The sequence below is a fragment of the Streptomyces sp. NBC_00582 genome (genome assembly GCF_036345155.1).
Taxonomy (GTDB): Bacteria; Actinomycetota; Actinomycetes; order Streptomycetales; family Streptomycetaceae; genus Streptomyces.
Map to the genome: position 1 here is coordinate 10,053,702 of NZ_CP107772.1, position 20,725 is coordinate 10,074,426.

Annotated in this window: 19 protein-coding genes and 1 pseudogene; 9 read left to right on the forward strand and 11 right to left on the reverse strand. The window is 69.9% G+C overall.

All coding sequences use genetic code 11. From position 1 onward, the window contains the following. Nucleotides 1-51 precede the first annotated feature (51 nt). From OG852_RS45585 to OG852_RS51115, 3 genes and pseudogenes are all read right to left on the reverse strand, one after another. Nucleotides 52-906: a YwqG family protein gene (locus tag OG852_RS45585; protein WP_330351008.1), complete on the reverse strand. Its 855-nt coding sequence runs from the start codon at nucleotides 904-906 to the stop codon at nucleotides 52-54. A 401-nt stretch (nucleotides 907-1,307) separates the two neighbouring features. Then, complete coding sequence (locus OG852_RS45590; protein WP_330351009.1) at nucleotides 1,308-1,688, reverse strand: hypothetical protein; 381 nt, start codon at nucleotides 1,686-1,688, stop codon at nucleotides 1,308-1,310. Between the two features lie 274 nt (nucleotides 1,689-1,962). Further along, nucleotides 1,963-2,400 (reverse strand): annotated as a pseudogene (locus OG852_RS51115) (hypothetical protein); the annotation flags it as partial. Here OG852_RS51115 and OG852_RS45600 point away from each other — a divergent pair. Next, entirely contained in the window at nucleotides 2,366-3,382 is a 1,017-nt protein-coding gene (locus OG852_RS45600) for a zinc-dependent alcohol dehydrogenase family protein (protein WP_330351010.1), read from the forward strand. The pseudogene OG852_RS51115 and the gene OG852_RS45600 overlap by 35 nt on opposite strands. A gap of 421 nt (nucleotides 3,383-3,803) precedes the next feature. On the opposite strand, the gene OG852_RS45610 is transcribed toward OG852_RS45600, so the two are convergent. Continuing rightward, entirely contained in the window at nucleotides 3,804-4,529 is a 726-nt protein-coding gene (locus OG852_RS45610) for an SDR family NAD(P)-dependent oxidoreductase (RefSeq protein WP_133917724.1), read from the reverse strand. Between the two features lie 246 nt (nucleotides 4,530-4,775). Here OG852_RS45610 and OG852_RS45615 point away from each other — a divergent pair, with 246 nt between their 5' ends. The 3 genes from OG852_RS45615 to OG852_RS45625 all read left to right on the forward strand — a co-directional run bounded on the left by OG852_RS45615 (nucleotide 4,776) and on the right by OG852_RS45625 (nucleotide 8,731). Continuing rightward, on the forward strand, nucleotides 4,776-6,275 hold the full coding sequence (locus OG852_RS45615) for an MFS transporter (RefSeq protein ID WP_133917752.1): 1,500 nt from the start codon (nucleotides 4,776-4,778) through the stop codon (nucleotides 6,273-6,275). A gap of 306 nt (nucleotides 6,276-6,581) precedes the next feature. Next, nucleotides 6,582-7,151, forward strand: coding sequence for a TetR/AcrR family transcriptional regulator (locus OG852_RS45620; RefSeq protein ID WP_330351011.1), 570 nt, complete (start codon nucleotides 6,582-6,584; stop codon nucleotides 7,149-7,151). Nucleotides 7,152-7,483: 332 nt separating this feature from the next. Beyond that, entirely contained in the window at nucleotides 7,484-8,731 is a 1,248-nt protein-coding gene (locus OG852_RS45625; RefSeq protein WP_330351012.1) for an MFS transporter, read from the forward strand. A gap of 535 nt (nucleotides 8,732-9,266) precedes the next feature. Here the strand turns inward: OG852_RS45625 and OG852_RS45630 are convergent. Then, nucleotides 9,267-10,754, reverse strand: coding sequence for an APC family permease (locus tag OG852_RS45630; protein ID WP_330351013.1), 1,488 nt, complete (start codon nucleotides 10,752-10,754; stop codon nucleotides 9,267-9,269). Nucleotides 10,755-10,845: 91 nt separating this feature from the next. Continuing rightward, entirely contained in the window at nucleotides 10,846-12,501 is a 1,656-nt protein-coding gene (locus OG852_RS45635) for an amidohydrolase (protein ID WP_330351014.1), read from the reverse strand. Between the two features lie 152 nt (nucleotides 12,502-12,653). On the opposite strand from OG852_RS45635, the gene OG852_RS45640 reads away from it, so the two are divergent. Beyond that, complete coding sequence (locus OG852_RS45640; RefSeq protein ID WP_330351015.1) at nucleotides 12,654-13,265, forward strand: TetR/AcrR family transcriptional regulator; 612 nt, start codon at nucleotides 12,654-12,656, stop codon at nucleotides 13,263-13,265. A 242-nt stretch (nucleotides 13,266-13,507) separates the two neighbouring features. Continuing rightward, nucleotides 13,508-14,716, forward strand: a complete 1,209-nt coding sequence (locus tag OG852_RS45645) for an NAD(P)/FAD-dependent oxidoreductase (RefSeq protein ID WP_330351016.1) — start codon at nucleotides 13,508-13,510, stop codon at nucleotides 14,714-14,716. Here OG852_RS45645 and OG852_RS45650 read toward each other — a convergent pair. From OG852_RS45650 to OG852_RS45665, 4 genes are read right to left on the reverse strand one after another with little or no spacing between them, the layout of a single operon-like run. Further along, complete coding sequence (locus OG852_RS45650) at nucleotides 14,631-15,044, reverse strand: Tn3 family transposase (protein WP_330351017.1); 414 nt, start codon at nucleotides 15,042-15,044, stop codon at nucleotides 14,631-14,633. The genes OG852_RS45645 and OG852_RS45650 overlap by 86 nt on opposite strands. After that, nucleotides 14,936-15,187, reverse strand: coding sequence for a CocE/NonD family hydrolase (locus OG852_RS45655; protein WP_330351018.1), 252 nt, complete (start codon nucleotides 15,185-15,187; stop codon nucleotides 14,936-14,938). Before OG852_RS45655 ends, OG852_RS45650 begins: the two co-directional genes overlap by 109 nt. Continuing rightward, nucleotides 15,184-16,059, reverse strand: coding sequence for an alpha/beta fold hydrolase (locus OG852_RS45660; RefSeq protein WP_133917715.1), 876 nt, complete (start codon nucleotides 16,057-16,059; stop codon nucleotides 15,184-15,186). Before OG852_RS45660 ends, OG852_RS45655 begins: the two co-directional genes overlap by 4 nt. 19 nt (nucleotides 16,060-16,078) lie before the next feature. Continuing rightward, nucleotides 16,079-16,780, reverse strand: a complete 702-nt coding sequence (locus tag OG852_RS45665; RefSeq protein WP_133917714.1) for an SDR family oxidoreductase — start codon at nucleotides 16,778-16,780, stop codon at nucleotides 16,079-16,081. A 157-nt stretch (nucleotides 16,781-16,937) separates the two neighbouring features. Here OG852_RS45665 and OG852_RS45670 point away from each other — a divergent pair, with 157 nt between their 5' ends. Beyond that, complete coding sequence (locus tag OG852_RS45670; RefSeq protein ID WP_330351019.1) at nucleotides 16,938-17,507, forward strand: TetR/AcrR family transcriptional regulator; 570 nt, start codon at nucleotides 16,938-16,940, stop codon at nucleotides 17,505-17,507. A 131-nt stretch (nucleotides 17,508-17,638) separates the two neighbouring features. Continuing rightward, nucleotides 17,639-18,178 (forward strand): SDR family NAD(P)-dependent oxidoreductase, encoded by a 540-nt coding sequence (locus tag OG852_RS45675; protein WP_330351020.1) that lies wholly within the window; start codon nucleotides 17,639-17,641, stop codon nucleotides 18,176-18,178. A 122-nt stretch (nucleotides 18,179-18,300) separates the two neighbouring features. Here OG852_RS45675 and OG852_RS45680 read toward each other — a convergent pair whose 3' ends face one another. Beyond that, entirely contained in the window at nucleotides 18,301-18,906 is a 606-nt protein-coding gene (locus OG852_RS45680) for a dihydrofolate reductase family protein (protein ID WP_133917712.1), read from the reverse strand. Between the two features lie 211 nt (nucleotides 18,907-19,117). On the opposite strand from OG852_RS45680, the gene OG852_RS45685 reads away from it, so the two are divergent. Next, nucleotides 19,118-20,320, forward strand: a complete 1,203-nt coding sequence (locus OG852_RS45685; RefSeq protein ID WP_330351021.1) for an IS110 family transposase — start codon at nucleotides 19,118-19,120, stop codon at nucleotides 20,318-20,320. Nucleotides 20,321-20,725: the final 405 nt, after the last annotated feature.

Below are 20,725 nucleotides of genomic sequence, written 5' to 3' on the forward strand. Positions count from 1 at the left end.
CGCAACCAGGTTTTCTCGTCCGGCCCGGCCCTCATCACCCCTGTCAAACTACTAGCCCTGCACGGTGAACCGGGCCTGGTCGAAGCGTAGGGCGGCGAGGTCATCGGGGCGAATGAGCCAGTAGAGAGCTCCCTCTTCGCCCCACGCCATCTTCGCGTCTCCGTCGCTGTCGAACTGGGCGAGCAGTATCCAGCGCTCGGCTTCCTGGTCCAGGGGCCGGTCGCCCCACGCATGCATGCCGTCGAGCGCCGCGTTCGCGATGTCGTACTCCACCGGCCCCTGGACGGGCAGGGCGTGGCCGCCGACCTGGTGACCGATTCGGGTACGCAGACGGCCGAAGGCACGGAGGAACGACTTGAGCTCAGCCGGGGTCTCGCGAGGGTGAGGCCATGGTCGGCTATCTCCGAGCAGGGCTTGACGGGCCTGGGGCAGCCACAGATCGGGGGCGCTTTGTTCCGTGTCCGCGGTCAGCTCCACCCGGGAGAACGCTTCGAGTTCCGGGGGCGCTTGTGTCGGGAAGACCGGGGTGTCCTCCGGGACGTACAACACCTGAGCCCCAGCCCGGGTTTCGGGGTCGTCAGCCGAAACGAGGACATCTTCGTCGACCTGGCCGTCGAAGAAGAAGAAAAGCAGGATTCCCTTCCGCGGGAACTCCTCGGCAAGCCCCCCGCGGGGTAGGGCGGCACACCGCACCGAAGCGATGAAGGACAGTGGCCCGTGTCCTGGCCACTCCGGCCAGCCGATTCCTGCCGGAAGTTCCGGGTTTCCGCCGAGGACAGCCACGGTCCGCTCACCGTCCATCGCCCGACGAAGGCGATGGCAAGGCCGCAGAAGCGCTGTCCAGCGCCGGCCGAGATCGCCGGGAAGGTGCTCGGCAGCAAGCCGGGAGTACTGCGCATCAGTCATGGAGTGCATCATCTCCGCCCCCACTGACAACGCGGGCGTCGACCTCACGGTGAGTGAGACACCGGTGTCCACGACACTCTCGCCGCGGGTCGCAAGCCACTGGGCCGCCTGCCGCCCGCAACCCCTGACGCCTTCCGGCGTCGTCGGGCCACCTCCCGACCCAGGCCGCAGCCTGCGCTGTGGTGGTTGCGCCGGGTGGCGTCGATCGCATCACGGGCTGTGGCTCCCCGCAACGGGACGGGCGCGGCTTCAGCCCGTTCCCGCGAGCAGGCGCGCCCACACGGTGGATGCGTCTGTCCAGATGGCGGGACGCTGCCTTCCGCCGGGTGGTGTTCTTCGAGGGGATCCGAGCCTGAAGGCAGCCCCCGCGGTAGGCCCGAGGTCGTCGTCCAACAGCGCGATCATGTGTGGTCGGACCGAAGCGATGCGATCCAGGACATGAAGTCCACGGCCTCGACCTCGAAGTCGTCAGGACCCAGGTCACCCAGGTCTGAGGCGAACACGGTGGAGTTCGGTTCGTCGGCCTGCAGGAGAAACCCGCGGCCGCCACTGTTGTCGCCGATGAGAATGTGACCCGGTGCGTACTGCGCGACTTCGTAGGTGGTGTTGCGTTCACCGATGCACCTGGCTGAGTACACGGTCACACCGGCATCCGTCATCAAGCCGTCCGTCACCTTCCACAACGCGACCAGCGGAGCTGGAAGGCTCACAGCGATCTCGGCCCGAGCCCGCGCAACATCAGCCGACGGGGCCGCCGACGACTCGGGAACCGACTCTGTCATGTCGACGTCGCTCCTCTACCCTGGCGCACTTCACAGCCCTGGAAACCCGAAGCCTCGGCTGCCATGACAGGCACGGGAAGGGACACCGGACGTCTCCCCACCGGCCCTGCACCATCGCCGGTGTGCGTGGTGAGGCCGTCAAGGACGCGCTGCGGCCGCGGCTGGACCCGCTGCGCCGCGTACGAGTGACGGTCGTGCCGGCGAGCTGGAAGAGGTAGCCGCGCTCGTCGTCATCCAGGTGGAGTACTCGGGCGAGCGTGTCCAGAACGGGGGCGGACGCGGCGATGCGTCCTTGTTCGAGCCGGGTGTGGTACCCGGTGCTGATCGACGCGAGGTGGGCGACTTCCCGGCGGCGCAGCCTGGGCACCTGGCGGTGTCCGCCCGTCTCCGGCAGTCCGACCGTGCGCGGGCTCGGTTCGGAGCGGCGTTTCCTGAGGAATTGTCCCAGCTCATTGAGGGGGACACTGCTGGTCATGCTGCCCAGCATGGCATCGATCGCACGCCGGGAAGGGGGGAGGGTTCTCTCCCCTTGATGTTTCCCTCCCAGGATGAATCTTTCCGCTTTTCGCGCCCGCGTCCGCGTGTGAGGCTCGATATCGAGCAGCCCGGAGCGAAGCACGCGGTGCTTTCGTTTCGGGGCTGCCGACCAGAACCCTCGCACCGAAAGAAGCACCCTCATGCGTGGAGCAGTGATGCACGGCCCCGGCGACATCCGTTTCGAGGAGCGCGAGGACCCGAAGATCCTCCGGCCGACGGACGCGGTGATCCGGACGGTCGTCACCTGTGTGTGCGGCTCGGACCTGTGGCCCTACCGCGGCACCGATCCGATCGGCGAGCCCACGCCGATGGGGCATGAGTACGTCGGCATCGTCGAGGAGGTCGGAGCCGAGGTCACGAACGTCGAGCCGGGCCAGTTCGTCATCGGCTCCTTCGCCACCTCCGACAACACCTGTCCCAACTGTCTGGCGGGCTATCAGTCCTCCTGCGTGCACCGTGAGTTCATGTCGACCTGCCAGGCCGAGTACGTGCGCATCCCCAACGCCCACGGCACCCTGGTCGCCACCGACGACCTGCCCGCCGAGGAGTTCCTTCCCAGCCTGCTGGCCCTCTCCGATGTCATGGGCACCGGCTGGTACGCCGCCAAGGCCGCCGAAGTGAAGCCCGGCTCCACCGCCGTCGTGGTCGGCGACGGCGCGGTCGGCCTGTGCGGGGTGATCGCCGCGAAGGAACTGGGCGCCGAGCGCATCATCGTCATGTCCCGCCATGAGAGCAGGCAGCGACTCGCGCGCGAGTTCGGCGCCACCGACATCGTCACCGAACGCGGCGAGGAAGGCATCGCCCGCGTCAAGGACCTGACGAACGGGGTGGGCGCCGACAGTGTGCTGGAGTGCGTGGGCACCGCGCAGTCCATGCGGCAGGCGCTGCATGCCACCCGTCCCGGTGGCAACGTCGGCTTCGTCGGCGTCCCGCACGGCGTCGCCGTCGACGGCCAGGAGCTGTTCTTCTCCCATGTCGGTCTGCGCGGTGGCCCCGCCCCGGTCCGCGGCTACCTGCCGGACCTGATCGACCGCGTCCTGTCGGGCCGTATCAACCCCGGCAAGGTCTTCGACCTGACCCTGCCCCTGGACCAGGTCGCCGAGGGCTACAAGGCGATGGACGAACGCCGCGCCATCAAGACCCTCCTCACCCCCTGACCCACCACGCCACCCTCACCCGGACCGAGCCCCTGGCCGCCCGGTCCCGGCGTACGGCACGGCCTCCTGTCCCGCACAAGGACCCACCGTGACCACCTTCGCGCTCTCGACCACGGGTCGCTGACGGCGGCCCTGCGCGCCGCTGCCGCATCCTCGGGCCCGATCGAGATCCTTCAGTGTCGAGATCCTTCAGCACAGCCCCGCACCCCGGTCCGACTTCATGAAGAAGGTCCTCGACACGAGCGCCGACGACCTCGACGCCCCACTCGCCTTCGCCGGCGAGAGCGCCTACGCCGCCAGCTCGGCGCCGGCCGACGCGCCCTCGACGTGATCCGGTGGCGAGGCCCCTGAGGCCTACGCCCGGTGACCGCGGCCTGGGTCGCCCGCCGCTCGTCCCCGGGCAGGACCCGCCGTCGAAGTCCTACAAAGCTGTGCCCGTCTCCTCCGCCAGCGTTTCCAGCAGACGGGCCTGGAACGCCTCGTCGTGGACGCTGCGATGCGGATCCCGCTGTCGGCGGTGATACCAGTACCCGCCGGTGGTCAGAGCCTCGGGCTCGTCGCTCACGGCGAGCCATTCCTGTGTCCGATGACCGAGTTCGAGGTCGTCCGGCGCGCTCGGGCCGCCCATTTTCGTCGGCACCCAGCCCGGGTCCACGGCATTGCTCAGCACGCCGGGGCGCAGGCGGGCCACCGCGGCCGCGAGCGTGGTGACGAACAGTTTGCTGTCGGCGTACGACCCCGCGCTCTTCCCTCGCCAGTCGACCCCCGCGAGTGACGGGTGGCCGCTGAAGTGCGATCCGCTGCTCAGGTACACCAGCCTGCGCGGCCGGCCGAGCAGGGCGGTGAGCAGGTACGGCGCGACGATGTTGACCGGCATGACCGCCGGCCCGCTCCACACGCCGGCGTTGTGGATGACCGCGTCGAGCGGCTCCGCCTCGTTCAGCTCGGCCGCGATGTGCCGTACGGCGTCGCGCTCGGCGAAGTCACCCACCACGAGGTGCGCACCTCGGCCGACCAACACGTCGAGGCTCGCCGCTCGCTGCAGGTTCCGGGCGTGCACCACGACATCGTGGCCCGCGGACAGGAGCGTGTCCGCCGCAGCACGTCCGAGACCGTCCGCGGAACCGGTCACCAGAATCCGACTCAAATCGCACCGCCGTCCAGGTGTGATCGTTCCCCCAGGTCTCGGGCGTCGTACCGCAGGAAACCGATCAGCTTTCAGCATGGTAAACCGATCGGTTTCCTGATGCAAGCCCGCCGGGGTTCGCTCGGCTCGATCGCCGCGAGTGAGGGGGTCGGTCACTTGCGTCATGGAAACCGATCTGTTTTCCTACCTGGAAACAGATCGGTTTCCGACCGGTGGTCGGCCCGTGAACAGCAACCAAGGGGAACAGTGAGTACCACCTTCGACCGTGGGGCACCCGCCTCCGGAACAACAGACTCGGGCCGCCGCGGCTCACATGCCGTGCGCTGGTGGGTGCTCGGCGTGCTGGGCACGGCGCAGCTCATGGTCACCCTCGATGCGACCGTCGTGAACATCGCGCTGCCCGCGGCGCAACATGACCTCGGTTTCAGCGACGGCAGCCGGCAGTGGGTCATCACGGGTTACGCCCTGGCGTTCGGCAGCCTGCTGCTGCTCGGCGGCCGACTCGGCGACCTGTTCGGCCGACGTACCACCTTCGTGACCGGCCTGATCGGTTTCGCGGGCGCCTCCGTCCTCGGCGGCGCGGCAGGAAGCTTCGGCATCCTGGTCGCGGCGCGTGTGGCTCAAGGCCTCTTCGCCGCGCTGCTCGCGCCCGCGGCACTCTCGCTGCTCAGCGTGACCTTCACCGACCCGGCCGAGAGGCCGAAGGCGTTCGGCATCTTCAGCGCGCTGGCCGGTGCCGGGGGCGCGGTCGGGCTGCTGCTCGGCGGCATGCTCACCGAATGGGCTTCCTGGCGCTGGGTGATGTACGTGAACGTCATCTTCGCTGCCGTTGCTCTGGTGGGTGCGGTGCTGCTGCTGGCCAAGCCCACGGTCGCCGAGCGGCCCAAACTCGACATTCCCGGTACCGCCGTGGTGAGCGCGGCACTGTTCGCCATCGTCTACGGGTTCGCCCACGTCGAGTCCACGAGCTGGACCGATCCCGTCGCCCTCGGCTCCATGATCGTCGGTGTGGTGCTGCTCGCGGTGTTCGTGTGGCTGGAGTCCAGGGCGGCGCATCCCCTGTTGCCGCTGCGCCTCGTGCTGGACCGGACCCGTGGCGGTTCGTTCCTGGCGGTGTTCGTCATCGGTATGGGGATGTTCTCGATCTTCCTGTTCCTGACCTACTACCTGGAGGCCAGCATCGGCTACTCGCCGATCAGGACCGGCCTGGCGTTCCTGCCGATGGTCGCGGGCATCGTCGCCGCGTCGACCACGGCACCTTCGCTGCTGCTGCCCAGGGTCGGCCCGAAGATCGTGATCAGTGCCGGCTTCCTGGTGGCCGCGTCCGGCATGGCCCTGCTGACCCGGCTCGAGCTGGACAGCACCTACGTCGCCCACATCATGCCCGGAATGATCCTGCTGGGGCTCGGCCTCGGTGGAGTGATGACCACCGCGTTCCAGGGCGCGACCGCGGGCATACATCACGAGGATTCGGGCGTCGCCTCGGCGCTGATCAACACCGGTCAGCAAGTGGGTGGCTCGATTAGCACGGCGCTGCTGACCACCGTTGCCTCGTCGGCGGCGACGGACTACCTGTCCTCGCGCAAGCCGAGCGCACTGACCATGGCCCAGGCGGGGGTCGAGGGATACACGGCCACCCTGGCGTGGGGCGCCGGGTTCTTCGTGGTCGGGGCCGTCGTTTCGGCGCTCCTGGTACCGAATGCGCCTCTCGCGCCGTCGGAGGGCGAGCCCGTGATCGCCCACTGAGTCCGTATCCACCAGGGCGAGGAATGCCCGGCGCTGATCGAGGCCACGAAGGCCCCGATCGGCGCACGGGTGCGCCGAACCTGGCACGGCGCGGTTGTCCTGGTGACCGGAAGCGCCGGCGTCCGGTCGCCGCTGCCGTCAAGGCGCCGCCCTGCTCATGCCGTTCTCGCGGAGTTCGGTCCGCACTCTTCGGCCTCGGCCGTGGCGAGCCGACACGACTCCCATGAGCGGCCCCGAAGATCACCTCCGGCACATGCCGTAAACCGATCGGTTTTCAACGGGTCGGAATCGAGTTAACCTCGCAATATGACCACAGAGGCGAAGTCAAGCTCCCGAGAGCGGCTGCTGGAGGCAGTGGCCGCGCTCACCTACTGCGATGGCGTCAGCATCGGCGTCGACGCGCTGTGCAAGGCGGCAGGGGTGTCGAAGCGCTCCATGTACCAGCTGTTCGAGAGCAAAGACGAACTGCTGGCGGCGAGCCTGGAGGAGCAGGCCGCCTCCTATGTGGCGGCGCTCCTTCCTCCGGCGGATGACGACCGTCCGCCGCGCGAGCGGATCCTGCACGTCTTCGAGCAGGCGGAAAGCCAGGCGGCTGCCGACGATTTCCGGGGCTGCCGGTACCTGGCCGTGCAGATCGAGCTCAAGGATCAGAGTCACCCCGCGAGCCGGGTGGCCCGCCGGGTCAAGGGGACCGTGACCGCCTTCTTCCGTGGCGAGGCCGAGCGGGGCGGGGCCAACGACCCGGACCTGCTGGCCCGGCAGCTCAGCCTGGTATTCGACGGCGCCAGCGCTCGCGCGGGGATCAAGGCCGACACGGCGGCAGGGCTTGTCGCCCCCACGGTGGTCGCGCTGCTCGACGCGGCGGACATGCGCTGACGTATCGCGCGTACGGGCCCTCTCCGCGACGGAGACGCCCACGACTGCGCGACCGGCCTCCGGCGACGTCCGACCGGTGCGCGAGGCTCCGGAACTTCGCCCCGAGCAGAGCTCTTCGCGCTCATGGCAGTGCTGGACCCGGTTTCGGGTTCTCGGCCCCGGAGTGACCGGTTCCTCCGCGGAGGACGCCCGTGGGTCGCCCTCCTAGGGTGCCCCGCGGCAGGTGAAAGCGCTCTCTGTCGTGCTGGAATGGCATGTACATTTGATGTGGGCCGGGCGGGGTGTCGAGGCCTGATCGCGAGCCGCCCCACGTCGGACGGAGAAGTGTTCTCATGGACCGAGCCGTGCGTCGGCGGCGTCACGCGCTGTTCCTGCTCTTCCTTCTGGCCGGGATCGCGATGGCTTCCTGGGTGACGCGCACGCCCGCGATCCGGGACCGGCTGCACCTCTCCACCACACACATGGGGCTGGTGGTGTTCGGGTTATCGCTCGGCTCGATGGCGGGTATCTCCTGCTCGGGCCGGTTGGTGTCCAGGTTCGGGACGCGGCCCGTCATCGTCTGGGGCACATGGCTCCTCATCGCGGGAATGGCCACGATCTGCTGGGGAAGCGGTTCCGCGTCGGTGCCGACGGTGACCGTCGGCCTGTGCCTCTTCGGCGCCGGACTGGGCGTCGGTGACGTGGCGGTGAACGTCGACGGCACGGACGTCGAGCGGGTCGGCGGCAGGACCACCCTGCCCGCTCTGCACGGCTGCTTCAGCCTGGGTACGGTACTGGGCGCCGGGGCGGGCATGGCGGCGACGGCGGCCGGCGTGTCGGTGCACTGGCATCTCGCGGTGATCGTCCTGCTCTCCGCCGGCCTCCTCCTCTACGCGGTACGCGCCATCCCGTCGGACACCGGTCGTGCCGCGCCCGAAGAGCCGCACGCGTCCGACGTGGACGAGCATCGCCCGGCGGTATGGAAGGACGGGCGGCTTCTGCTCATCGGCGCGATTGTGCTGGCGATGGCGTTGGCCGAGGGATCGGCCAACGACTGGTTGCCGCTGCTGATGGTCGACGGCCACGGCATGGACGCCACGGCAGGCTCCCTCGTCTACGCCGCATTCGCCGCCGCGATGACGCTGGGCCGCTTCGCCGGCACCTTCCTCCTCGACCGTTTCGGCCGCACCCTCGTCTTGCGCGCCAGTGCCCTGTCCGGTGCACTCGGCCTGCTCATCGTCATCGTCTCGGACAACGCTGTCCTGGCCGGAGCCGCCGTACTGCTGTGGGGGTTGGGCGCCTCACTCGGCTTTCCTCTCGCGCTCTCGGCCGCCGGGGAATCCGGCCCCGACCAGACGGCCCGGGTCAGTCTCGTAGCCGTCGTCGGCTACGTCGCCTTCCTCGTCGGACCGCCGGGACTCGGCTTTCTCGGCGGTCATGTCGGCCTGCGCCCCGCCATGTTCGTCGTGCTGGCCTGTGTCGTGGGCGCCGCCTTCCTGGCCCCGGCCGTGGAGACCGGGACCGGCACCGGGGGCCGGGCCGCAGGGCGCGCCACCGATGCCGACGTACCCGCCACCGCCGACGAGGCGGGCTCGGCGTAGACCGCGATCAACACCGTCGGCGCGGACACGTGAATGCTCATGGGCCGGTGTTCGCCGGCGGTCTGCGCACGCCACGGCTCGCCGGGCGAGCGGCAGCAGTCCTGCCGCGGGGCGATCCCGAGCACGTCGGTGATGAGGAGAAGGGTGACCCTCAGGGCGATCGCCCGCGAGGCGCGGAGGCGCATGTCCATGGCCCGCCACACCGTTCCAGCCGGGTGGATGACGGCGCTGCCCGTCGACATCGGCCCGACGGTTCCCAGGATGCCGCGGTCGTTGCCGCGGCGGGCGATTCGCCCACGAGGGCGGCGGCGAGGACGAAATCGAGGACGTGGCCGAAGCAGGGTCCGCCCGGGCCGTGGGTGTGGTGGGCGAATCAGGGCACTGCGGCGGCGCATCGACCCCAACCCGTGGGTGGTGCGCCTCGCGGTGTCCAGGCCGCCGCCGCGGGTGTCTTGTGGGCCGGACGCACAGTGCGGGGCGGTCCCGTGTTCCGGCCTGCGGCCGGGCGACGGGACCGCGGCTGCGCGCACGTCGGTCAGGTGGCGTCGACGTCGGTGGTGGCGAGCTTGGCGTAGACCTCGGGCCGGGTGCGGCGGATGCGTGCGGCGAGGGCCATGCCGGCCAGGAACACGGCCGGGGTGAGCGCGACCAGTGTCCAGTTGACGGTCGGGCCGGCGCCGGTGAACAGGTCCAGGCGCTTGCAGACCAGCACGGTGACGGCGGTGAGGAGGACGCCCGCCGCCGCGGGCGCGAGGAGGGTGCGCAGACGTCCCTCGCCGTGCTCGGCGCGGTTGCGGCGGAAGAAGGCGACCACCGCGAAGGCCGCCAGTGCCTGGAGGACGAGGATGCCGACCACACCGGGCGTGTTCACCCACAGGAAGAACTTGGTGTACGGGTCGATGCCGAGCGAGGCGAAGACCGAGACGACCACGACCGCCAGGACGCTCTGGGCGATGCCCGCCACCCACGGCGAGCCGTGCCGGGGGTGCACCCGGCCCAGCGCCGCGGGGGCGACGCGCTCGACGGAAAGGGCGTAGACATAGCGGGTGATGGCGTTGTGGAAGGCGAGGAGGGCGGCGAGCACGCTGGTGACGATGAGGACGCGCTGGATGTCGGTCGCCCAGCCGCCGACGTACTGGGTCATGGCGGTGAAGAACATCTCCGCCGGGTTCTTCGCGGCCACGGCGACGGCCTGGTCGCTGCCGAACGCCTGCACGATGATCCAGGCAATGAAGGCGTAGAAGAGGCCGAGGAAGCCGATCGCGAGGTAGGTGGCGCGGGGCACGGTGCGGTCGGGGTCGCGGGCCTCCTCGCGATAGATGGCGGTGGCCTCGAAGCCGATGAACGCGGCGACGGCGAGACCGAGCGGTCCGCTCATTCCCGAGACGAAGACGTTCGACGGGGCGAAGGAGTCGAAGCTCAGCCCGCTCGCGCCACCCTTGACCAGGACCGCGCCGGCGAGCAGTACCAGGATGGCGGTCTCCGCGATCAGAAGGGCGGCCAGGACCTTGGCGCCGAGGTTGATGGAGCGGAAGCCCAGGAACCAGACGACGGCGATCCCGGCGAAGGCGTACACCGGCCAGGGCAGGTCGACGCCGAGGAGGTCGTTCGCGGTGGTGGAGGCGAAGAATCCGAAGGCGCCGAACATGCCGATCTGCAAGGAGTTGTAGGAGAACACGGCGAGAAACGCCGACCCCAGCCCTGCCGGCCGTCCGAGGCCCCGGGCGATGTACGAGTAGAAGGCGCCGGCGTTGCGGATGTACGGCGTCATCGCGGTGAAGCCGACAGCGAAGAGGACCAGCAGCACGCCGACGGCGAGATAGGCGACCGGGGCGCCGATGCCGCCGAAGAGGATGGCGAGGGGAGCGACGCCGGCCATGACCGTGAGCGGGGCGGCCGCGGCGACGACGAAGAAGACGATGTCGGCGACACCTAGGCTGCCGCGCTGAAGGTGAGGGCTCTGACCGGTCCCGGCGGTCGGTGGGGGCTGCTGGGGAGCGGTGGGGACGAGGGGCTCGGTCATGGAGGTCTCCGCGTGGTGTGTGTCGTCGAGGAGCGAGCGGGATGAGCGAGATGTCGGGGAGACGTGGACCGGTCGTGACGACGACGTGGGTCTATCGTCTCCCGGCCCGCGTGTCGCGGGGAGTGGGGGCGTGGTGGGTACGCCGGCCGGCGAGCCAGGTGCCCAGGACGGGGAGGTGCGCGAGGTCGCCGGGGGCGGTCTCGGCCGGGTCGGCGGCGAGATGCACCAGGTCGGCGCGCATCCCGGGACGCAGCGCGCCCCATTCCTTCTCCTCGAACGCCTGGTAGGCGCATCCTGCGGAGTAGGCGGCGAGAGCGGTGTCGATGTCGATCCGCTCCTCGGGGAGCCAGCCGCCCTCGGGAACACCCTCGGGCGTCTGACGGGTCACGGCGGTGGCGATGCCCCGCAGTGGTTCATGGGCGGTGACCGGCCAGTCGCTGCCGAACGAGAGCCGGGCGCCGGAGGCGAGCAGCGCGGCGATCTGGTACTGCCGCGTGCCGCGTTCGGGGCCGATCCTCGGCAGGGTCAGCTCGGTCATCAGGGGGTCGGGCTGGGCCCACAGCGGCTGGAGGTTGGCGATCACGCCGAGTGCGGCGAACCGGGCCAGGTCGGCGGGGTGGATCAGCTGGGCGTGGGCGATGACCGGACGGCGGTCGCGGGCGCCGTTGGCGCGGGCGGCGGCCTCGATCGCGTCCAGGGCGCCCCGGACTCCGCCGTCGCCGATGGCGTGGAGGTGCGCGCGGAAGCCGAGCGCGTCGACGGCGGTGACGGCCTCGGCGAGTTCCTCGGGGGACCAGTTGGAGATGCCGTGCGAGTGCGGGCAGTCGGTGTAGGGCTCGAGGAGAGCTGCGGTGCCGGACTCGATGACGCCGTCGGCGAAGAACTTCACGGTCCGCGCGGTCAGCAGCCCGGGAGCGGAGCTCTCCACCTTCTCCCGGTCCACCGTGAACCGGAGGACGCGTTCGCGCCAGCCGTCGGGTTCCAGGACGAAGGCGAGGTCGGCTCGTACGGGAAGCCCCGGCTCGGTGGTCGCCGCGGTGACCCAGACGTCGGCCTGGTGCGGTTCCACCCAGGCGTCCTGTACCCAGGTCACGCCGGCCGCGGCGAACCGGGCGGTGGCTTCGCGCAGGGCCGCCACCTGTGCCTCGTGGGATGCCGTGGGAATGAGGGCGAGCACCGGGCCGAGGGCGCCGAACTCGCGCAGGGTGCCCAGCGGCTCGGCGGATCCGTCCCGGCGCAGGATCTCCCCGCCCGCGGGATCCGGGGTCTGGGCGGTGTAGCCGGCCCGGCGCAGGGCCTCGCTGTTCACCCAGGCGGTGTGGTGGTCCATGGTGCGCAGGACGACGGGGCGGTCGGGTACGGCGGCGTCCAGCCACCGGGCGTCGAAGCGGCCGTCGGGGGCGAGCCAGGGGTCGAAGCCATCACCAGTGATCCACTCCGTGTCGGGGTGTTCGGCGGCCCAGCCCCGTACGACCTGGACGATCTCGTCGACGCTCGTTCGGTCCCGGACGGGAACCCCGGCCAGCCCCAGTCCTCCCATGACGGGGTGTACATGCCCGTCGCCGAACGCCGGCAGCAGGGCGCCGCCGGCCAGTTCGACGACGGTGGTACGCGGTCCCCGGGCGGCCAGCGCCTGTGCGCCCAGGGCGGTGACCAGGCCGCCGGTGACGGCGAGGGCGTCGTGGACGGGGGCATCTGCGGCCCCGGTCCGGACGGAGCCTCCGGTAAAGACGATGTCGGCGTGCATGACGTGAGGCGGTGCCTTCCCTTCGGCCGACTGCCTAACTGAAAGGCATTCGGTTTCCGGTAATGTAGGCGTCGCCCGGGCGACTGGGAAGAGTTTTACTGAATGCCATTCGGTAACTTCTGGGTTACGGCACACGAAGACGAGGAGCCACCGTGGGACGGCCGCGCACACCTCTGCTGGACCGTCGGCGCATCGGTGCCGCGGCACTGCGCCTCGCCGACGAGAAGGGCGCACTCTCCATCCCGGCCTTGGCCAAGGCCCTGGGCGTCGCTCCGTCCGCCCTCTATCACCACGTCGTCGGCCGCGACGACATCATCTCGCTGATGCGCGAGGAACTGGCCCTGACGACCGGAGACGGCCAGGACTGGTCACAGCCCTGGGACAAGGCCCTGGAGGGCTGGGCCCGCTCCTACCTCGCCGCCTTCGCCGCCCACCCGGGGGCGGTACCCCTGCTCGCCACCGCCCCGCTGGCCGAACCCTTCATGCACGCGATGTACGAGAAGGTCGCGGAGCTGCTCCTGGACGCCGGTTTCGCCACGAATGAGGTCATGCCGCTGATCACTGCGCTGGAGAGCTTCGTCCTGGGTTCCGCCCTCGACCTGGTGGCGCCGCCCGTGATGGTCTCCGACGTCGCCCGCGACATGGCCCCCCACCTCAGCGCCGTACTCGAGCAGACCCCCACCGACCGCAGCCGCGCCACCTTGGCCTTCGACCTCGGGCTGCGCGCCCTGCTCACCGGATTCCGCGACCTGCTGCGTCGCTGAGGCAGTCACGCACGTCCTCCCGCTCGGCCGGTCGACGCAGCGGCATGGCCCCCTCGGGGGAGACGTCACGCGGGAAGCGTTCGGCCCGCTCGTGGAAGACGTCACGCGCATTCCCGGAGCGTCAGCTCCGAATGAGGGACTCCGCGTACTGAGCCCCCGGGGGGTGATCTACCTCACATGCTGTCACGGCGATCGGCCATGCGGTGTCTTGTGCCCGAACCCCTTGAAACGAAGGAGACACCGTGACTGGGAACACCGATGTGGTCGTGATCGGCGGCGGATACGCGGGCGTCTTGGCGGCCAATCGTCTGACGCAGCGCAACGACGTGACAGTGACGCTGATCAACCCGCGTTCGACCTTCGTCGAAAGGGTTCGCCTGCACCAGGTGGTGGGCGGATCCCACGCGGCGGTCGTCGACTACCGGGAGGTCCTGGGCGAGCGCGTCCGGCTGGTGGTCGACACCGTGGCACGGATCGACGCGGCCGGGCGCAGCGTGGCGTTGGCGAGCGGCGGCACGGTCGGCTACGACTATCTGATCTACGCGGTGGGCAGTGGCAGCGCCGACCCGCGCGTCCCCGGGGCGGCCGAGTTCGCCTACCCGATCGCCACCCTGGAGGAGGCGCAGCGGCTGTGGACGGTGGTCGACGGCGCGCCCGCGACGGCCTCGGTGACCGTTGTGGGAGGTGGTTCGACCGGTATCGAGACCGCTGCCGAGCTGGCGGAGCAGGGCCGCCGGGTGACTCTGGTGTGCGGCGGGGTGCTCGGCCCGTATCTGCATCCGCGGGTTCGGCGCTCGGTTGCCAAGCGCCTGTCCAGGCTCGGGGTGACCGTCCTCGAAGGTCCCGACGCGAAGGTGACGGCGGTGACCCGCGATACCGTGCAACTCGGTGACGGCCGAGCGCTGCCGAGCACGGTGACCATCTGGACCGCCGGGTTCGGCGTGCCGGACCTGGCCACGCGCAGCGGGCTGAGCACCGACACCCTGGGCCGCCTGCTCACCGACGAGACGTTGACGAGCGTGGACGACGAGCGCATCGTCGCGGCGGGGGATTCGGCGGCACCGTCGGACATGCCGCTGCGAATGAGCTGCCAGACCGCTCGTCCGCTGGGAGCGCACGCTGCCGATACGGTCCTGGCCCGGATCGCGGGTGCGCAGCCCGAGGCCATCAACGTGGGTTTCTTCGGCCAGTGCATCGCCCTGGGCCGTCGCGCCGCCACCGTACAGATCGCCTCCAAGGACGACACCGCGAACAGGTACTACATCGGCGGCCGCCTTGCCGCAGGGATCAAGGAGCGCGCTTGCACAGGCGTCGTCAAGGAACTGGTGGACGAGGCACGCAAGCCCGGCTCGTTCACCTGGGGGTTCAGGGACGACAAGCGCCGGCAGCTGCTGCGAGCCAAGCGCGCTGAGCAGCTGTCCACCGCTGAACCAACATCAGCCAATCATTGACGATCGGCCGGGTCGACGACTCAGGACTCCGGACGTGGCCGAGAACGTCGAGCTCGCCGAGAGCGTGTCGATGGCGCTCATGCTCGGCGAGGACGCCCTGGTTGCCGAGGCCGACCCACTGGGAGAACCGGTTGAACGACTCGACCTTGTTCGTCGCCGCGGTCACCCGCCGGTGAAGCGGCGCGTCCGAGAGGCAGCGCAGCAGCCGCACCGTGCGGGTCACGCGGCCGACCTCGCGGAACGCGGTGTAGGTGGAATTCTTGTGCGACCCGGAGCGCAGCCGCTTGAGCAGCGTGGAGGAGTAGATGGCGCCCTCGCGTACGGACACGGCCACTCGCATGTGGACAGCGCCGCCGTCCACCGGGTGCCGAAGTGGCTGGCGCCGGTCATGCCGACGGAGCCGTTCGCGCCGGGAAGGGCGGCAGTCCACCGTACGGTGTCGTACCCGTCGCTCGGTCCCGGGGCGGTCACCCGACGGCGTTCAGCACATCGGCCAGTACGTCGGGGCGTTCGAGGGCGATGAAGTGGCCGGCCTTCGGCACGTGGATGAAGTCGGCGGCAGGCAGCAGCTGCTCGTTGGCCTCCCGGTCCGAGGGCCGGGACCAGTCCTTCTCCCCGTAGACGAAGTGGATGGGAGCCTTGACCTCGGGGTACCGGGAGCGGGCCGCGATGAGGCTGGGCAGGGCCTGGTACACGCCACGGGCGACGGACGGGTAGCCGGTACGTCGGCCCACCTGGAGCAGCTCGTCCACGTAGTCCTCGCGCAGGGCGCTCTTGTCGCCCAGGCCGCCCTGAAAGATCTTGGTGAGCGCGGGCTTGGGCTCCACCCCGGCGATCACCGGGCCCACCCCGGGGGCGAGGACACCGCTGACCACCACGCGGGCGAGGAGGCCGGAGCGGGCGATCCCGCCGCGGAAGTCGTAGGCGTTGACTGCGACGACGCGTCTGACGCGCTCGGGGAGATCGGCCGCGGTGGTCAGGGCGAGCACCGCCCCCATGGACTCTCCGACCAGCGTGACGTCGTGGAGGTCGAGTTGGGTAAGGAGCCGCTTGACGCCCTCGCGCATGGCCGGCTCGTCATAGGAGGCGCCGGGCACGATCTCCGAGTAGCCCATCCCCGGCAGGTCGAGGGCGTACACCGTGTACTGGTTCGCCATCATCGGGATGAGGAGGCGGAAGTGCTCGGCCTGGGTGCGCACCGTGTGGAGCAGGACCAGGGGAGCTCCGCTGCCCGCCTTGAGGTAGCGCAGCGTTCCCTCGCGGCTGTGTCCCGCGCGCGGGGCGATGGTGTGGCTGGTGGTCCCCGGGATGTGAATCGTGGGACGTGATTCCTGGCTGGGCATCTGTCTGTGTCTCCCTGTGCTACTTGGCCAGCTGCGGGTACAGCCCGGCCAGGTCTCCGGCCAGGCCCGTCCTGACCTGGCGTGTGATGGCGTCGGCGAGGACCTCGTACGCGCCGGTCTCGATGCCGTCGAGGGCGAGTGCGGCGATGTCGCGCGGGTCGGACTTGGGCGCTTCCACGCCCGCTGCCAGGTCCGTGTCGACGTAGCCCATGTGCAGTCCGGTGACGGCGATGCCGCGCGGCTGGAGCTCCAGGCGCAGGGAGTTGGTCTGCGACCACAGGGCGGCCTTGGAGGCGCTGTAGGAGTTGCCGAGGGCCAGCCAGGACAGCACGGAGTGCACGTTGAGGATGTGGCCGCCGCCGTTGCCCTCGATGACCGGTACGAAGGCCCGGGTGAGCAGGAGCGGGCCGTAGAAGTTGGTCTCGAACTCCCGGCGGACGTCGTCGACCGGGGAGTCGAGGAAGGAGGCGCCGACCGCGGCACCCGCGTTGTTGATGAGCACGGTGACGTCCTGCGCCTGTGCGGCGGCCGCCGCCACGGAGTCCGGGTCGGTGACCTCCAGCGCCACCGGGACGGCGTCGGGGTGCGTCACCGTGCGCGGGTCGCGGGCCGTGGCGTACACCTTGCCGGCACCGCGCGCGTACAGCTCTTCCACCAGCGCCTTTCCGATGCCCCGGCTGCCACCGGTAACGAAGACGTGGGCGCCCTTCAAAGCGGTCATGACTTCCTCCACAAGAACCAGAAACCGATCGGTCTCCATCACAGTAAACCGATCGGTTTCCATGCGCAAGCCTGACACCGGCCGCGGAGAACTTCCGCACCCGCCCCCTGGAAACCGATCGGTTTTTATTTACCTCCCTTTGGGTTAATCTCGCCGTATGAGCACTGAAGTGAAACTGAGCCCCAGGGAGCGGCTGCTGGAGGCGGCGGCCACACTCACCTACCGAGACGGTGTCGGCGTCGGCGTCGAGGCGCTGTGCAAGGCGGCCGGAGTGTCGAAGCGCTCCATGTACCAGCTGTTCCAGAGCAAGGACGAACTGCTGGCGGCGAGCCTGGAGCGGCGCACTTCCGCCTATGTGGCGGCACTGCTGCCTGCGGCGGACGACGACCGTTCGCCCAGGGAGCGGATCCTGCACGTCTTCGGGCAAGTGGAATCACAGTCGCGCGCGCCCGAGTTCTATGGCTGCCCCTTCCTGGCCGCCCAGGTCGAGCTCAAGGATCAGAGCCACCCGGCGAGCCGGGTCGCCCACGCGGTGAAGGCCAACCTGACCTCCTTCTTCCGTGCCGAGGCCGAACAGGGCGGGGCGCGCGATCCCGGTCTGCTGGCCCGGCAGCTCAGCCTGGTCTTCGACGGTGGCAGCGCCCGCGCGGGCATCGGAGCTGATGAACTGGCGGGGCTCATCACGCCCACGGTGGTCACCCTGCTCGACGCGGCGGGCGTGCGCTGAGGGGCCACCCCTCCGGAACGCTTCCCGGCCGGCCTGTGTCCGGCCGGGGCCCCTTGGCCGCAAGAGTGGTGCCGGGCATGCCGCAGGCGAGGGAGTCTGCGGTCCGGTCGGCATCGGCGCCCCCGTGACAGATGCACGGGCTGCGGGATCCTCTTCCGGCTGTCCCGGACGAGCTTGCCGATCAGTCATCGCCCTGTGCTGCGGAGGCTGCCGCGACGGCATGTCCCTGCTGGCCTCAGAGCGCCGCTCTGAAGCGCGGCCGCATCATCAACATCTCGTCCGTACCCGGATTCCTGCCCCAGCCGTTCATGGCCGTCTGCACCGCCTCCAAGCACGCGATCGAGGGCTACTCCGAGTCCCTGGACCACGAGATCCGCGAACACGGCATCCGGTCGATCCTCGCCCAACACGCCTACACCAGGACCGGGTTCGAGGCCAACAGTACGAAGCCGGACATCCCGCTGCACGCCTACGCGAAGCAGCGGCAGACCGTCGACCGCGGGCTGGCGGAGGCGACCAGGAACGGCGACGCCCCTGCCGTCGTCGCCAAGGCGATCGGACGTCCGGCGAAGACCGTGCGGTGGGCTCTGGCGAACCATCCGCGCAGGCGGGAGCCGGCGGCAGCCTGGGTCGCTGAGTGGTCCGGAGCGGAACAAGGCCGCCGAGGATGAGGGCCTGCGGCCGGCCTGGTCGCTTTACCTGGCGTTGCGAATATGTGGCGACACCGGCCGACAATGGTCCGCGCCCGCCGGCGCCGGCCTGGTGGCCGTCCAAACCGGCGGACGGGGCGACGTCACGCAGGGACGACGAGCGGCGGGTGCTCGAGCACGCGGGGCCGGTACTCGACCAGCTGGATACGGCCGTCGAAGGTGCGGTGCTCGATCATCTCGAGGGCAACGTCCGGATAGCCGTCGTAGATGCGTTCTTCGCCCGTGGCCCCGGTGATCACTGGGAACATCACGACCCGGAAGCGGTCGACGAGTCCGGCTCGTAGCAGGGACCGGCACAGGCTGAGGCTGCCGATCGTGCTGAGGAGCTCCGAGCCACTCGACTTCATGGCGCGGACTGCCTCGACGGCGTCGTCGCGGACCAGGGTGGAATTGGCCCACGTCAGCGGCTCCTCGAGTGAGGAGGAGAACACCACCTTGGAGGCTTGCGTGAGCTCGTCGACGGACGCCTCTTCTTCGGGCCTGAACTCGTCTTGGCCCTTCGGGACCTCGCCTGCGGCGAAGCCCGACATCAGGCGGTAGGTGTTCGCTCCCATCAGGTAGGTGGCCTCGGGCTGCTCGCCGAGCCATGCGAGGTACTCCGGGCCCTCGAGGCCCCAGAACCCGGGCCACCCCTCTCCTGATGCGTGGCCGTCGAGGGAGGTGATGAAGTCGACGAGAAGCTCCGACATGGCGGTGTCCCTAAGAATGTGAGGCGGTCCGGGAGGACCGGGTGTGGCTGATGGCGGGTTGTCGCTTGTGACTCGAAAGGAATGGCCGCCCGGTCCTCCAGGACGCTCCGACCACTGATTGAGAACTGCGGTCATCGCTGGTTAGGGACCTGTCGGCGGGGTGTTCTTCGGACCGTGAACTGCCGGTCATGAGGAAGATGGAGCGACGGCTTTGAGCACGTCTGGCAGGCGGATATGGGTCGGCGTCGATGCCGGCAAGGGGCATCACTGGGCGGTTGCGGTCGATGCCGACGGCGAGACGCTGTTCTCGACGAAGGTGATCAACGACGAGGCCCAGATCCTCACTCTCATCGAGACGGCCCGTGAGCGGGCTGAAGAGGTGCGGTGGGCGGTGGACATCTCCGGCCGGGCCTCCACCCTGCTGCTGGCCCTGCTGGTCGCCCACGGGCAGCAGGTCGTCTACGTCCCCGGCCGGACGGTCAACCGCATGTCCGGCGCCTACAAGGGCGAGGGCAAGACCGATGCCAAGGACGCACGTGTCATCGCTGACCAGGCCAGAATGCGACGGGACTTCGCCCCGCTGGACACGCCCCCGGAGCTGGTCTCCACCCTGCGGGTGCTGACGAACCATCGGGCAGACCTGATCGCCGACCGCGTCCGCCTGATCAACCGGCTTCGCGACCTGCTGGTGGGCATCTGCCCCGCGCTGGAGCGGGCCTTCGACTACTCCGCGGCCAAAGGCCCGGTCGTCATGCTGACCGAGTACCAGACCCCGGCCGCCCTGCGTCGGATCGGCGTCAAGCGGCTGACGACCTGGCTGGAACGCCGCAAGGTCCGCGGCGCTGTCGACGTCGCGGCCAAGGCCGTCGAGGCCGCCCAGTCCCAGCAGCTCGCGCTTCCCGGCGAGAAACGGGCCGCGCAGCTGGTCTGCGACCTCGCCCACGAGCTCCTGGCCCTGGACGAGCGGATCAAGGACAACGACCGGAAGATCCGCGAGACCTTCCGCACCGACGACCGTGCCGAGATCATCGAGTCCATGCCCGGCATGGGCCCCATCCTCGGGGCCGAGTTCATCGCCATCGTCGGGGACCTGTCCGGCTACCGCGACGCCGGCCGTCTGGCCTCGCACGCCGGCCTGGCCCCGGTCGCCCGCGACTCCGGCCGCCGCACCGGCAACTACCACCGGCCCAAGCGCTACAACCGGCGCCTGCGGCACATCTTCTACATGGCCGCGCAGACGGCGATGATGCGACCCGGACCTTCCCGGGACTACTACCTCAAGAAGCGGGCCGAGGGACTGCTGCACACGCAGGCCCTCCTCTCGCTTGCCCGCCGCCGGGTCGACGTGCTCTGGGCGATCCTGCGTGACAAGAGGCTGTTCACCTCCGCCCCACCGGTCACGCAGGCGCCTTGACGCGATCATTGAGATTCCCTCGGGGCGAGTCGTTGTGCGGTCCGGGCTGGTTCATGGTCCAGTGGCGCTGGCTCTTCCCGCCGGTGAGGTCGCGGGCCACGGAGAGCGGCGAGTTGTTGCCTGCCGTTCGCCGACAGCCACCCGTACGCCCCGCCGGGGGAGAGGACCCGGACGGCCGGACCCAGCCCCCCTTCCTCGCAGGCGTGGCGAACCGAGGGGTGTCCTCGTGACCCGCGTCCACCACGCGCACGCGTCTCCTGCCCGGCCCAGGGGAGGGAAGCGGCCAAAAGCGCTGGCTACGGGCGTGTTGCCGCCTCGTAAAGCCCCATGTGATCGCCCGCGCGCGACCGCGACGGAAGCGAGCCCGGGTCACCGGATTCCGGACATTGATCTCCGCTCTGATGA